The sequence below is a fragment of the Providencia sp. PROV223 genome, from assembly GCF_028479245.1.
Taxonomy (GTDB): domain Bacteria; phylum Pseudomonadota; class Gammaproteobacteria; order Enterobacterales; family Enterobacteriaceae; genus Providencia; species Providencia rettgeri.
Window position 1 is genome coordinate 519,982 of sequence record NZ_JAMPNG010000001.1, and the last position, 15,541, is coordinate 535,522.

The 15,541-nt window shown below is 38.8% G+C and carries 11 protein-coding genes; 2 read left to right on the forward strand and 9 right to left on the reverse strand.

Annotated features, from left to right (window positions below; genetic code table 11):
• Positions 1 to 64 precede the first annotated feature (64 nt).
• Together PR767_RS02580 and PR767_RS02585 are read right to left on the reverse strand one after the other, a co-directional pair.
• On the reverse strand, positions 65 to 883 hold the full coding sequence (locus PR767_RS02580; RefSeq protein WP_117162038.1) for a VanW family protein: 819 nt from the start codon (positions 881 to 883) through the stop codon (positions 65 to 67).
• Positions 884 to 1,198: 315 nt separating this feature from the next.
• A complete protein-coding gene (locus tag PR767_RS02585; protein WP_109911191.1) occupies positions 1,199 to 2,515 on the reverse strand; it encodes a CitMHS family transporter in 1,317 nt (438 codons plus the stop codon).
• Between the two features lie 540 nt (positions 2,516 to 3,055).
• On the opposite strand from PR767_RS02585, the gene PR767_RS02590 reads away from it, so the two are divergent.
• On the forward strand, positions 3,056 to 4,147 hold the full coding sequence (locus PR767_RS02590) for an NADH:flavin oxidoreductase/NADH oxidase (protein ID WP_109911190.1): 1,092 nt from the start codon (positions 3,056 to 3,058) through the stop codon (positions 4,145 to 4,147).
• Positions 4,148 to 4,205: 58 nt separating this feature from the next.
• Here the strand turns inward: PR767_RS02590 and PR767_RS02595 are convergent, their stop codons facing one another.
• The 3 genes from PR767_RS02595 to PR767_RS02605 form a co-directional block, all read right to left on the reverse strand.
• Positions 4,206 to 4,526, reverse strand: a complete 321-nt coding sequence (locus PR767_RS02595) for a hypothetical protein (RefSeq protein WP_004910043.1) — start codon at positions 4,524 to 4,526, stop codon at positions 4,206 to 4,208.
• A gap of 230 nt (positions 4,527 to 4,756) precedes the next feature.
• A complete protein-coding gene (locus PR767_RS02600) occupies positions 4,757 to 5,629 on the reverse strand; it encodes a DMT family transporter (RefSeq protein ID WP_109911189.1) in 873 nt (290 codons plus the stop codon).
• A 640-nt stretch (positions 5,630 to 6,269) separates the two neighbouring features.
• The gene (locus PR767_RS02605; protein WP_004910038.1) at positions 6,270 to 7,742 is read right to left on the reverse strand and encodes an anion permease; all 1,473 of its coding nucleotides are present in this window, start codon (positions 7,740 to 7,742) and stop codon (positions 6,270 to 6,272) included.
• Between the two features lie 638 nt (positions 7,743 to 8,380).
• Between PR767_RS02605 and cutA the strand changes: the two genes are divergently transcribed.
• Entirely contained in the window at positions 8,381 to 8,728 is a 348-nt protein-coding gene (gene cutA / locus PR767_RS02610) for a divalent-cation tolerance protein CutA (RefSeq protein ID WP_004910033.1), read from the forward strand.
• Between the two features lie 352 nt (positions 8,729 to 9,080).
• Here the strand turns inward: cutA and PR767_RS02615 are convergent, their stop codons facing one another.
• The 4 genes from PR767_RS02615 to betI form a co-directional block, all read right to left on the reverse strand.
• Positions 9,081 to 11,336: a TonB-dependent receptor domain-containing protein gene (locus PR767_RS02615; protein ID WP_109911187.1), complete on the reverse strand. Its 2,256-nt coding sequence runs from the start codon at positions 11,334 to 11,336 to the stop codon at positions 9,081 to 9,083.
• Between the two features lie 366 nt (positions 11,337 to 11,702).
• On the reverse strand, positions 11,703 to 13,382 hold the full coding sequence (betA, locus tag PR767_RS02620) for a choline dehydrogenase (RefSeq protein WP_272519842.1): 1,680 nt from the start codon (positions 13,380 to 13,382) through the stop codon (positions 11,703 to 11,705).
• Positions 13,383 to 13,421: 39 nt separating this feature from the next.
• Entirely contained in the window at positions 13,422 to 14,900 is a 1,479-nt protein-coding gene (gene betB / locus PR767_RS02625) for a betaine-aldehyde dehydrogenase (protein ID WP_272519843.1), read from the reverse strand.
• A 22-nt stretch (positions 14,901 to 14,922) separates the two neighbouring features.
• A complete protein-coding gene (gene betI, locus PR767_RS02630; RefSeq protein WP_042851798.1) occupies positions 14,923 to 15,525 on the reverse strand; it encodes a transcriptional regulator BetI in 603 nt (200 codons plus the stop codon).
• Positions 15,526 to 15,541 lie beyond the last annotated feature (16 nt).

Sequence of the window (15,541 nt, forward strand, 5' to 3'; positions counted from 1 at the left end):
GAATTTTAGTCTAATTGTCAAGAAAAAGGCTATCAATTTATTCCTAATCTCATTGCTAGCGATATTATTCAACCGCTATCTGGCTTTCATCTAAGGAATATTTCACTATCACCTTATTACGATACAAACAATTATCCTGCAAAGTACTAGGTTCTTGTCCTTTAGTTGTCACTTTTTGCCAAATTTCGTTATGCCTGTATATAACTCCATTTTCTCGGGTAAACTTATGGTTTTTCTCATAAATATGGTATTTATGTTCACGTGAGGTACAACTCAATAATTCCCCTTCGAGTTGATGCTCAGCGATATTAAATACCAATTGAAAAGCACTTTGTGTCGGATTATAGAAAACCAAATCTATATAATTATAAAAGATTGCCGCCCCTGAACCAAAAGGCAATACACGACCTTCATCTGGAAATGGGTCAAAACTATGATTAGCGCGCTCAACCACTTGCAATGGAGAATGCAATACCATCCAATGAATTAAATTACTTAGTTGACAAATTCCCCCGCCAATCCCTGAACGAGCTTCACCAAATGAAAGTTCCATACCTTCAAGAAAACCTCTGCGCGAAGTCGGTTTTCCTACGAGCCGACAAAATGAAAAATATTCTCCTGGGTAAATAATAACCCCATTCATCGCTTCGGCAGCAATACGCAAGTTCGTTACTTTGTTGTATTGCAAACGTAGGTCTGATTCACCTAATTTACGGATCAGCTTAGATGTATGCTTGTTGTAGCGATACTCAAGGCGTTCACTGGATTTTGACTTCGCATAATGCTTGGCAGAACATACCCAATGCAATCTTCGAACTAAGCGCTTTTGAGTCACGCGCAGCCAATAGAGAATAGGATGATAGGAAGAAAGTGGCCTACGCATAACAAACCTTATTGATATAATTAACCAATAAATCATGTCATAGCCATTCGTATTACGACATAGTAACTATCTGATAGTTAATACGTGATAGTTGAATAGCTAAAAAATAATCAAACCCTAGTTACCTATCACTAGAATTTACTTTTGAAGCCAAAAACGCGGTGGCAAGCAAGATGGAGATGGTTTGATATAAGGATTTAAGAAGAGATAATTTGCTCTAAGGATTTCATGTCACAGCTAGGCCGCAAAAAAGTAAATCCCTAGGAGCATACACAAGTATGTGACTAGGGTTTACTTTTGAAGCCAACGAGCAAATTAATACAAGCCGAGTAGCGCCCCAACTGCTAACAAAAAGAAACTAAACAACCAAATCCAACCAAATGAATAGCGTAAGTGACGGCCCATATCAATTCCAGCCAAACCCATTGCTAACCAAGCTGCTGGTGAAAATGGGCTCACGAAGGTTCCCGCGTTGTTACCTATCGCCATGGCGTAAACAACGGAAGATGGGTCAACACCAACTGTGGCTGCAATTTGTTGAATTATTGGTAATAAAGCAAAATAGTAAGCATCTGTACTCGTAAAAATATCCATCGGTACACCTAAAATACCGACAAAAATATGGACTTTAGAAACCCATTCTGTTGGTAAAATAGCCGTTAAGTCTGTTGCAATTGACTCAAGCATCCCACCTTCAGATAAAATACCTAAGAATGCTCCCGCTGCTAATATTATGGCCACCATTCCCAACGCTTGCGGTGCATGGGCTGCCAAAATTTTCATTTGGTCCCTAGGGTTAGGGAAGTTAACCATTAAAGCAATGGAAAGTGCGATCATAAAAACATAAGGCGCTGATAATAATCCGAATGCTAAACAGATAACAGATGCGATGATTAACCCACCATTGATAAGTGGTTTTTTGGGTTTCTGAACTGTATCGCTTATATCTGCAGTGTCATCACTAACAGGTAGTAAAGAATCCATTTCATATGGCGTAGTGCCTTTCAAACTTGCCGCTGCAATACGTCTTTTCTCACGTAATCCCATCAGAATAGCAAATACCACTGCGCCAGCCATGCCAATTAATTGTACAGGGATCAAATGTTGCCATAGAGTCGAGGCGTCAATTCCAGTGACTGCCGAAGCTCGACCTAATGGGCCACCCCAAGGTACCATATTCATGACCCCCATACTGGCGCACATCAGCAATAACATTAAATAAGGGCTCATCCCTAGTTGGCGGTATAAAGGTAATAAGGCAGGAATAATAATTAAGAATGTCGCAGCGCCTGACCCATCTAAATGGACAACCCCCGCAATTAACGTTGTCATAATACAAACAATAATAATATTTCCACGCGTCATTTTAACCATAAAACGAATCAACGGATCAAAAATGTGCAGGTCTTTCATTAAGCTAAAAAATAAAATCGCAAATAAAAACATCGCAGCGACTTTTGACACTTTATTAATACCACTTTCAAAGAATACTGAAATTTCAGCAACAGAGTAACCAGCAAATAAAGCACCAATAAAGGGGATACAAGACATTGCGATAATTGGGCTAACTTTCCCCATCATCAATAATGTTACTATCGATAAAATGATTAAAATACCAATAATTGTCAGCACATCTACTTCCTTCTTAGAATTATATTTTTCAGGTGAACACAAAATTTAGCTTGGCTCGCATTAGCTTAACAAGCTTGTTTCTTATATAAACCATTGAATATAACCGCAAGGAATATTTTATATTTTTGCTTCACAAACAATGCATTAATTCTTATTTAAATTATCATTTAAAATAAAAAAATAGCTTTATTCTCTATTAGAACCATTAAAACCATAAGCATAAATTAACGCCACTCTAAGTTGGTGGTAATTAATTTTATTTATAAGTTACAGAATTATAACAATCAAAAAATAATAGTTATTATTATATTTTATTTTTTATCTCATTTTTTTATATTTTTTCCCTCTTTTTTCATTATGTTGCTAGGGAAATATACTTTTTATGGTTTTGATCAAATATGCAAAATTTTACTTGATTTTCTATCAACGATCCGTCTAAAAATAAAATTTCCCCGTAAAACCACACCATCTCACAAAAAAAACTTGGCTAACCGAGTATAATATTAGAATAATTTAAGTTTGCTAATAAGGAATGTTTCAATGAGCCGCCTTTTTTCACCTGTATCAATAGGCCAAGTTTCTCTGAAAAATCGAATTATTGTTCCCCCTATGTGCCAATACTCCGCAGAAAATGGCATGCCAACAGCATGGCATAAAGCCCACTATATGAACCTTGCTTTATCTGGTGCCTCTTTAGTTATTGTAGAAGCTAGCGCTGTTGTTCCTGAAGGGCGTATTACCTACAAAGATCTTGGTTTATGGAATGATGAACAAATGACTGCAATGCAACAAATGCTCAACGATATCAGGCAGTTTTCAGATGCACGCTTAGGGGTACAAATCGCTCATGCAGGCAGGAAAGCATCAACTGATTTACCTTGGTTGGGAGGTAAAAGTATCCAGCCCACACAACCTAATGGTTGGCAAACTGTTGCACCATCTGCGCTCGCTTTTGGTGATAATGCGGTACCACATGCATTAACCATTGAAGAAATTTTACAGCTAAAACAACAGTTTACTGATGCAGCTATTCGTGCTGAAAAAGCAGGTTTTGACGTTATTGAGATCCATGCCGCTCATGGATATTTACTGCATGAGTTCTTATCACCAGTATCAAACTTACGACAAGATGAATATGGTGGATGCTTTAAGGGGCGTACTCGATTACTTATCAATATTTTCCATGAAATGAGAAAAGCGATTAACCCTAATATTGCAATTGGCGTGCGGATCTCGGCAACAGACTGGCTTGAATCGGGTTGGAATACACCTGAATCTATTGAGCTTACTGAATTACTAGAGGATTTGGGTTGCGACTACATTCACGTTTCGTCAGGTGGGCTATCACCAGAGCAACAAATACCATTGAGCCCAAATTACCAAGTCCCTTTAGCCCAAGCTATTCATGAAAATACCATGATGCCTGTCATTGCTGTAGGTCTTATCACTGAACCTTTACAAGCTGAAGCCATTATTGCAACCCACCAAGCAGATTTGGTGGCTATTGGCAGAGGGATCCTATTTGAGCCACGTTGGCCTTGGCGAGCAGCGAGCGAATTGAATGAACAGATAGATGTTGCGCCACAATACTTGCGCAGTGCTCCACATCAATTTAAACATTTATTTAAATAAAAATAATAAACTCGCAGCTATTGTTGATTGATAATAAATAGCTGCGAGTAATAAACAATTAACGCGCGTTAGTCGAACACTGTTGAACAAATTCAATCATGGTTTTTTGGAATTCAGGTTCTGCAGTACCTGATTTTTCTAATTCCGCATCCATACGTTTAAACTCAGCTAAACCATATTTTTCAATTGTTTTATCGTAGGCACAACCACAAATTGCACTGACCGCATTTGCCGTTTCACCTTGCGGGTTTCCTGATGCAACAACACAGGTATTCACAAAATTCTCTTTGTACTCCGCAATTTCTGATTTTTCATCAGAACATGCAGACAACACAACCATCGCTCCCGCCATACCTAATATTAATGCTAATTTTTTCATTTTATGCCCATTTCCTATTCAGCTTTAACTAAGGTGATAATAATAAACCGCTATTATTCCTAGTTCACGCTATTTTGGATATATCGTTTATATTTTCAATACCATTAATCTTAATACGCAAAATAAGACGCTCTTATTAAGATTAATATCCCTATCACTAACTATTCATAACAATCATAGCTGTTTTCTGGTAAAAAAGCTGTATTAACCCATTTTTTATTATGTGTATTTTACCTTGGTAATGAATTAGAACAACGCCATCGATAGTAGAATAATGATGATAAAATTAGCACACAACCCACAATTTGGATAAAAGGCATTCTTTCATGGTACCAAATCGCCGCGACAAAAACGGTCATCACGGGTTCAAGGATCATAATAATTGCCGCATTTCCTGCTGTGGTATTTTTTTGACCAATAAGCTGTAACACAAAGCGCAAACTCGTTGCTATCACCACACTAGCAATAAACCACATCATGGTAGGCGTTGTCATGCTGCTCGGCCATTCTTCTAAAAAGAATGACAAGACTAGCCCTGTCATTCCTGTACAAGCAAGTTGAATGGCCGTTAACGGTAAAAGAGGAATTGTTCGGGTATATAAACTGGTATAACAAAAATAGATAGCTTGGACAATTGCCGCGCCAAGAAACCACAGTTGACTTGCTTTAAATTCAAGCTGAGCCTTAAATAGGGTTAAGCATGCCAGCCCTAATACCGCAACAGGGAGTGCTTCCCAGAAATAACGGACAGGTTTATTTTTTAAAATGACCCATGCAACTAACGGAACAAATAACATAGCGAGGCTCATAATAAAAGCCCCTTCGCCAATTGAGTCTGTTATTGCCACCGCGTGGATCCAGAGCGCCATATTTAATGACATCCAACCGCCTGTCATTAATATTTTTGGTAATTGCTTCAGCGTTATTCTATTTTTTTTCCCTCGGCAAAAAGGGGCTAAAATGATAGCAGCTAGTAAAAAACGGCTACCAAGAAAGGCAAATATTGGCATTCCCTGCACAGCTTCTCGGGAAAATACCCATCCCCAAGCTGCAATTATCGTGGTAAGCACCAAGAAAAATTCTGCCTTCCTTTGTGAATACATGTGTTCCTCTGAATGAATTAACTGACTCGCAGCTACATCATACTGGCTTTTGCATGTAAACCAATCACATTTATGGCCTTTATCTCCGACTTCTCTAAATAAAAAATATCTCGCCCAAAAATAATAAATGTAACCTTAAATCAAGAGCCATTTCCTCTTAATAAAGAGGATTTTTCTCTTAAGCTACCTTTTTCCTTATTAAATAGATTAAATCTCATTTCAAATAGGATAAAAGAGGAAGTTTGCATAAAATCTCATCAATTTTTCTTCTTGTATGACCTGAGATAATTAAGACAGGCGAACAGTGTCAATCTTACCGATTGAAGTTTCATCTTCAACTTAATGGAAGGTCATAGCATGGTTATTCAAAAAACATTACCGATAGATAACGATACAATCAAAAAGGTAAAGGCGGCGATCAATAAAAGAAAGTATGCACATGCCAACGAAATAAGTCTGTTATGGCAACACGCATTAAAATCATCGTCAGTCTGTAGTTGGGGGAAAGTGATGTTGATTTCTATAATAAGTGGCCTTGTTGTCACAATAGCCACTTCTTTGTAGCAAGGGATATTAAAAAGAAGAAATCGAGCCGATAGCCCGATTTCTATTGGTTGTTTTTAATAACTAATTCAGCTAATTACCAATAACCTAAGAATTTCCACCAAACGCTACCAATGAAGAACCAAATGGCTAAGTTAACCACACTCATGACAAAACCAGTTTTCCACCATTCAGCAAGAGTGGCATAACCTGACCCAAAGATAATCGGGGCTGTTCCTGTACCATAATGTGTTAATGACATCATTAGTGATGATGAGAATGCTAACGTTAAGGCCAATAACATTGGTGGAGCACCAAGCGCTAAACCCGCGGAGAAAAATGCCGCATACATTGCCGTAATATGCGCCGTTGTACTCGCGAAGAAATAATGGGAATACACATAAATTAAAACAAGAATTAACATTCCCCATACCCAGCTAATGCCCATTCCATCAATGGTTGCACCAACTGTTAATGACATCCATTTAATGAGACCGAGTTTTCCTAAGAAACTCGCCATCATCACTAAAGCGGAGAACCAGACAACCGTATCCCAAGCCCCTTTGTTTTTTAGCACGTCATCCCAATTAATGACCCCTGTCGCTAATAGAATACTCAACCCAATAAAGGCAGCAGTGGTAGCATTAACACTATATGCAGGCCCAAAAATCATTGCAGGTACACCGGCCCACATCAAAAGTAATAACCCAAAAACACCAAGCGTTATTTTTTCAGGCAATGAAACTGGACCTAATTGCTGCAAACGTTCTTTGGCGAAATTTGGCGCATCCGGTGTTGAGGTAATTTCTGGTTTATACATAAAATAGATAACCAAGGGCATTAATATTAATGACACGATGGCTGGAACAAATGCGGCAATAGCCCACATCCCCCAAGTTAATTCATTTTCTTGGCTAGTCTCGCTAATTATCAAGCTAACAATTAATGGATTGGGGGCTGTCGCCGTAATAAACATTGCGGAAGTAATCGGGTTAATATTGTAGTTAACGAGTGATAAGTAGCGCCCTATTTTACCTGCGGTTCCATCTTCGGCCTTTGACCCAAAACTATCTGAAATCGAGCGCATAATTGGGTGAATAATTCCCCCACCTCGCGCAGTATTACTTGGTGTGACAGGAGCCAAAATTGTTTCTGCTATTGCCAATGAATAAGCAATACCCAATGTTTTTTTACCAAATAAAGAAATGACATAATAACCTATCCTCGCCCCTAAACCTGTTTTATTCAAGCTCATGGAAACCATGATAGAAATACCAATTAACCAGATTAGGTCATTGGAAAAACCACTTAAGGCATCCGCAATTGCCCCTTTGGTTGATTCAGGATTAGTGACTCCTGTAGCTGCAACTAATGAAATTGCGACAATAGAAACACCCCCTATCGGTAAAGCTTTACCAATAATGGCAGCGATTGTGCCGACAAATAATGCCAAAAGGTGCCACGCATTTGGATTAACACCTTCAGGAACAGGAATTAAAAACCAAATAATTAATGTTATTGCGACTGCGATTAGAGTTGGAACAGGTTTTAAAGGTGTCAGTTTATTCATAAGGTTATCCATACACGTTTAAAGATGGAAATACAGAGTAATTTCAGTTATATATTCTAATTTTATCTTTAGATTAACAATATATAGCTCAAAAACCTTGATATTTATCAGTACGTAGATTTTTTTATGATAAAAACTCAAACTAATTTGTAACAATACGTAATATATTATTTCAGCAATTAATCTTCTGATATATCTTGCACACAAAAACAAGCTTATTCTTACATTAATAAGAGTAAGAATAAAACTGGGCTTATTATTTGCTTTTTTACTAGGCTAACAGCACATAAACTCGCATTTTTCGTCTAATCAATTTTTTTCTTAATATACTAAAATTTCAATTATTTTTATAGAGCGTCATCAATTTATGATTGCTGAATCGAATTAATAAAATAAAATCAAGAAATATTCTAAATTGTGTTGAATATATAAAAAATTATAATAATGATAACAACTGATTAAAAAACGCACACTTTACTATTGAACCCATACTCTCTGCTTAATTTATATTAGTTATTATCTAATCTGATAATGCTAAAAAACACTTATAGTGATTATCCTTTGTTCTCATACTCTTTTTATCACTAATCTAATATGAGTAACAAAGCCCATCTAAATATGACTAATAAGGAAATAAAATGTCTACTGATAACATTTACACCACAAATGCTCAACGCCCATGTATTGTGTTATGTACGACCAATAGCCATGAAAGTGCAATTAAAATAACTCAACATTTGTTAGCTAATCGTTTAGCTGCATGTATTTCTCTACTCCCAGAAATAACATCAGTTTATCTATGGCATGGTAATATCACACAAGATAAGGAGATCTTACTATTGATCAAAACGACTCAAGGAAATCAACTCAATTTATTTAATGAGATAAAAAAAATACACCCATATGAAACCCCAGAACTCATTCGCTTAGACCCAAGCCAAATTGAAGATAATTATCTACAATGGCTGATTAATTCTGTTAAATAATAGATGTTCATCTAAATTGAATAACTAAAACGCTATAAATTGTGAGCTAATGTCGTTTTTGTATAAATTAATTCAACTGGTCGGCTATGGTTTACCGTAAATTAATGTTATATAAATAGGCTCGCTTTATATTTATTTTCCCTCCTTAAATATTTGGAGGTTTTTTTTGTCTAAAATTGACTAGTGCATATTCCTTAAACCCGAAGAAAAAAGTCATAAAAAGCGCAACTAATAAACAACATTACACACTGTTTTATTTAAATTATCATAAAAATTAATCTATTAAAGCCATATAATGAATTCTATATTACCTTAGGCTAATATAAACCTAAGGTAATAATCACGAAATTAACTAAAATGTTGCTTCGACGCCAAGTCTAAACGTTCTTCCTGGGATAGGCATATAAATCACAGTTCCTGGGTCAAATGCATAGCGATTAGTGAGGTTATCAATGTTAAAATTCACATGAATATTTTTCGAAACATGATATTTGCCTAACAAATCGAATGTAGTGGTTGAATATAGCTTAGTTACTGGGGCCGCAGCGGTTCCCACTAGCCACTCATGAGGGTAGTCTTTGCCTGAGTTATAACGAACTCGCAAACCTGTTTGTAATTTTTGGTCAAACATTTTCACCCCAACAACTCCGGTCACAACCTTTTTCGGTGGAATACGTGAAGGCGATAACCCCCAAGCAAACCCAACTGAATTACATGCCGTTGGAAGGCGACCTAACTCCATTTCGTCTCGTGAACATAACTCAGAATTGTTATAAAATGTCGCATCGAAGGAACCAAATGCATAATTAGAATCGTATTTCAGTTCGATTTCATAACCTGAGAGCTTGAAACTATCGTAGTTTTTCATCACGATATAAGGGTGATATACGCCCGTTGGGTTCACTCCTTGAGAGAGATAGCTTTTTATATCATTATTAAAATAAGCCACACGTATTTTAGTTTTATCTTCATCAAATATAAGATTTTCTTTTTCTAAATTCATTCCAACTTCAAATGATTTAGCATGTTCTGGTTTTAATGGAACATCAGGAGAATAAGAGTAGGTTTGCCCTGATGCTGTGGTCTCGAATAAACTCGGTTCTCTATAGCTATCAGAATATTTGGTATAAATATCAAATTCGTCAGTCACATGAAAACGTAGCTCACCCATTAAATCATTTTTCGGACCGTAGCTAATACTTTTACCTAAAACATGGTCATCAACATCAAAAGCGTGAATACGCCACCCGACTAAAGTACTCACCCATTCCCCTTTGTATGCCATATTGGTAAAGGCTGATTTATTCGTTCCTTTAGCATTACGCGTTACAGGATCTAACTCCTCACCGGGTATGGTTCCTTCTGGTGTCCAAATCGGTTGATAGGTTTTAGTCAATGGCTTTGATTTTTGTTGCATATATTCCACACCATAAGTGATATCGATAGGATAATCTGCAAACTCAGACGTATTTTCTAAGTTAAAGCCCATTCGTTCATCGGTATAGCGATGCTGATATTGATTACCGTAGTGCGCGGTAACATCATCCGTTGTGCCATTACGTTGTTTAAATTTACCTTTTGTCCACCAAAGGCCTAAATTCATGTCTACCCATAATGAATCGGGTTTATAAGAATAGTTTAAAGAGGCAGTATCAATATCTGCGCTACCTAATGACCACTGCGGCATTTTCCCATCGAATTGGTACCAATACGCCGCTAAAACCTCGCCTGCTTTTTGTTCATGATGTCGGTAATTTAATTCAATACTTGAGTATGGGTTAAGATAAATATTAGTTTTTAATAATGTTGACTGACTTTCATAGCTGGTATTAACGACTTCTTGCCCAGGTTTAATAGGAGCATCTGTATTTGCGTATTTATGATAACCATTTTTACCGGCAAAGAAGTTCCCTTGTTTTCTATCACTATGAGCCAACAAAATGTCAAATTTATCATTTCGATATGCAACCCCAGTCGTGATAGAGCCATTATTAAAATGTGAATTCTTAACACCGTTTGAAACACGATACCCAGACTCGCCTTTTTCATCTGAAGCGATAGTCGGGCGTCGGTTATTATTGTAAATATTCCCCTTAAATAAGAAACCAAATTGGTCACCTTGAGGAATAATACTATTTGCTGATAATGTTTTTAATTTAACCGTACCTCCGATGGCTCCTCCTGAGAATTTACTCATCGAAGCCCCTTTTTCGATCTCAATTGTATCGATTAAATCCATATCCACATAAGTTCTATCTGTACTTCCTTGGTAACCACGCCAAGTGTTGGTTGATTGCAAACTGCCATCAATGATAATGGGGACTCGCCCGTTTCCTTGTAATCCTCGAATACCGATATCCAGTGCACCGGCTTCGTTTCGTGCATTATTAACTTGCAATGAAGTTTCATTGGCAAATATATCTGAATTGGTCGTTCCTCTTACGGTAGAAATATCATTGGCGTCTATTTGCTTGCTATTTGACTTTATTTTGCTGGCTGTGACGAGAAGTTTATCTTTTTGAGTTGTGGTATTGGTTTGATTCGCTAATGCTGTGCTTGAAGAACATATAATAATTAAGCTAATTATGTTTTTATTTTGAAATATCATTTAAGTAATGCCTTCATTAATTAATGATGATTAGATAGACGTGAAGAAATAGCGTATAAAAGATGTGAGGATACATTTTTATACTTTCCATTTATGCATTTAAAGTAAATTTAAGTGCTATGCCATAGATGTAACTAGTTCGAAAAACCTTATTTATTGAATGGTTACGTACTCATTTCCCTTGTGAATATTATTAAGCCTTGGAATATACACCAATGATAATTATGATCAAGATCATAATGAATATCATTTGCATTATCATTAATATTATTGGTGTTAATTGACTTACCTTTATTCTTTAATCACATAAAAAAAGCGACTGATATGAATATCAATCGCTTTGTATTTAAAAATTGCGTGAATAAACTAATCTCGTAATGGCTGTTTTCTCACTGGCCTATCACCTGCAACATAATAATCTGCATCACTTGTGGGTAATGGAGGACGGTTTCGAATTTTATCGGCAATTTTCTCCGCGATCATGATGGTCGTTGCATTTAAATTCCCCGTAATAATCAACGGCATAATCGATGCATCGATAACCCGTAAATTTTCAATACCGTGAACTCGCCCTGCACCATCAACTACCGCCATATTATCATGACCCATTTTACAGGTTCCGCATGGGTGAAAAGCGGTTTCTGCTCTCTCGCGGACAAATGCGTCTAGCTCTTCATCCGTACTAATCTGTTTTCCAGGGCTTATTTCCTCTCCGCGATATGGGTCAAGTGCAGGTTGAGCCATAATTTCACGGGTAATACGAATAGCAGCACGGAACTCTTCCCAATCCTGTTCCGATGACATGTAATTAAACAAAATGCTCGGATGTTGCCTTGGGTCTAAAGATTTTAAGCGAACACGACCTCGACTAGGCGAGCGCATTGAGCCCACATGAGCTTGAAAACCATGCTGATTGACTGCATTACTACCATTGTAGTTAATCGCCACAGGCAAAAAGTGGAATTGAATATTTGGCCATGCAAATTTTTCACTGGTACGAATAAATCCACCGGCTTCAAATTGGTTACTTGCTCCAATTCCAGTACCTTTAAATAGCCATTCGGCACCGATTTTGGGCTGATTAATCCATTTTAATGCAGGATATAATGAAACAGGCTGTTTGCATTCATACTGCAAATACATTTCAAGGTGATCTTGCAGGTTTTGCCCAACACCGGGTAAGACATGGACAGGCGAAATATTAAATTCATCTAAAACATCTTCAGGCCCCACGCCAGAGCGCTGCAGGATTTGCGGTGACGCAATCGCCCCCGCGCACAATAATACTTCTTTACGGGCTTTCACCACCGTAGGTGCCGTGCTCTGGCCTTGGTAATACTTCACACCAACCGCTTTTTTCCCTTCAAACTCAATGGTATCTGTTGTCGCATGTGTCACAATGGTGATATTTCTTCGCCCTTTCGCTTGGTCCAAATACCCTCTTGCGGTGCTAGCACGTCGCCCTTGTGGTGTGACTGTGCGATCCATCGGACCAAAACCTTCCTGTTGAACCCCATTTAAATCATCTGTTTTTGGATAGCCCGCTTGTACACCAGCTTCCACCATCGCATGGAATAACACATTATTGCCATTCTTCGGTGTGGTCACACTAACGGGACCATCTCCACCGTGGTAATCATTAGGGCCAATATCACGCGTTTCCGCTTTCCTAAAATAAGGTAAACAATCGAGGTAACGCCAGTCTTCTAACCCTGGTGCCTCTGCCCAACCGTCAAAGTCTAGAGCATTCCCTCGGATGTAACACATCCCATTAATCAATGATGAGCCACCAAGCCCCTTTCCACGTCCACACTCCATGCGGCGGTTATTCATATGCGGTTCAGGGTCAGTTTCATAAGCCCAATTATAACGTCGACCTTGTAATGGGTACGCTAATGCCGCTGGCATTTGTGTGCGAAAGTCGAACCGATAATCCGGTCCACCTGCTTCAAGGAGCAGCACAGTAACATCAGGATCTTCTGTCAGGCGGGTAGCAAGAACGTTACCGGCTGAACCAGCACCGATAATAATATAGTCATAGACCATTGTTATCTCCTCTGTTTCAGTCAAATTAAAATGATGTGATTAAAATACGGATGAAAACTCCCCGAGTTCTACTTGGATAGATTTGATTTGCGTGTAATTTTGTAGCGTCATAATGCCATTTTCACGACCAACGCCGGAATGCTTATATCCGCCCACAGGCATTTGAGCAGGTGATTCACCCCATGTATTAATCCAACAAATTCCTGCCTCTAATTGATGGATAACCCGATGTGCACGCGTTAAATCTTGTGTCACGACCCCAGCAGCAAGCCCATATACGCTATTGTTTGCACGAGCAATCACTTCATCTTCTGATTGATAACTCAAAATACTCATGACAGGACCAAAAATTTCTTCCTGCGTGATCTGCATTTCATCATGGCAATCGGTGAATACCGTTGGTGCAACATACGCACCTTGCGCAAAATCACCTTTCATTAAGCGTTCACCACCACACAATAGTTTCGCGCCTTGCTGTTTACCTAACGCAATATAACGCAATACATTTTCCATATGAGCAAAGCTGACTAATGGCCCAAAGTTAGTATTTTCGTCAACAGGTGAACCTATGTTAATCCGAGCTACACGCTCAATGATCTTGTCTTCAAACTGCGATTTAAGCGATTCAGGAACAAAAACCCTTGTTCCATTGGTACACACTTGGCCTGAACTATAAAAATTCGCCATCATGGCAATATCCGCGGCTTTATCTAAGTCTGCATCATCAAAAATAATGAGAGGTGATTTACCACCTAGTTCCATCGTCACCTCTTTTAATGAAGAGGCTGACGCATTCGCCATCACTTTTTTACCCGTTGCGATCCCCCCTGTGAATGAAACTTTGGCAATATCAGGGTGCTCTGTTAACCATTGGCCCACTTCACCGCCTTGCCCGGTCACCACGTTAAATACTCCTGCAGGCACGCCCGCTTCCGTATAGATTTCAGCTAACTTTAAGGCCGTTAACGAAGTGACTTCACTGGGTTTGAATACCATAGCATTACCAGCTGCCAGAGCAGGTGCAGATTTCCATAACGCGATTTGGATGGGGTAATTCCATGCGCCAATCCCTGCCACCACTCCTAGCGGTTCACGACGGGTATAGGCAAACGCGCTATCACGCAGAGGGATCTGCTGCCCTTCTAACATAGGGATTAACCCTGCATAATATTCAAGGACATCCGCTCCTGTAACGATATCTACATAACGAGTTTCAGAAAGTGGTTTCCCCGTACCAAGCGTTTCGAGGTAAGCCAGTTCGTCGTTACGTTCCCGTAAGATATCCACCGCACGGCGTAAAATACGTGAACGTTCCATTGCGGTCATTGCCGCCCATACTTTCTGGCCTTGTTTGGCGCTTTCTACCGCCCATTGGATATCTTCAAGCGTTGCAGACTGCAAATGCGCGATAGTTTCACCATTTGCAGGGTTGACTGCAGGAAATTGCCCGCATTCAGGTTGTGAACTGTCGACATAGCCACCATGAATATAAAGCTTATGTATCGGTGGATGTTGCATATTATCTCCTCTGAATTGGTCATTAGGTTCCGATAACCTCTGCACGTTTCAGTTGCATATCGATATACTCGTTGGTGATCTTGAGTGCATCCTTGACAGGAAATTGCTCATTACTCAAAGCACTCCGTAACCATAAGCCATCAATTAAAGCAGCTAGTCCCTTCGCAGCCATCCGCGCATCCGCTTTGCTTAACACTCGCCCAAACTCATAACTTAAATTTGAATACAAACGCCGGTCATTGACCTGCTGTAAACGGTTTAAATTTGGTTGATGCATACTGCTAGCCCAGAAGGCTAACCATGTTTTCATCGCCGCCTCACTGGTTTGCGTTGGGTCGAAGTTACCTTCAACAATCGCTTGAATGCGTAATTTTGGCTCCGCCCCAGCTAACATGCGTAGGCGTATTGCTACCGCAAACCCCAATTGATATTGAATATGGCGCATAGTGGCTTCAAGTAAGCCATTTTTATCACGAAAATAATGACTAATAATTCCTGTAGAAACCCCGGCTTTACGGGCAATTAACACAAAACTGGCTTCCTGCATTCCAACTTCATTAATCACTGCCAACGTGGCTTGGATTAACTGCTGTTTACGTATCGACTGCATTCCTATCTTCGGCATGGTATTTGAACCTAAA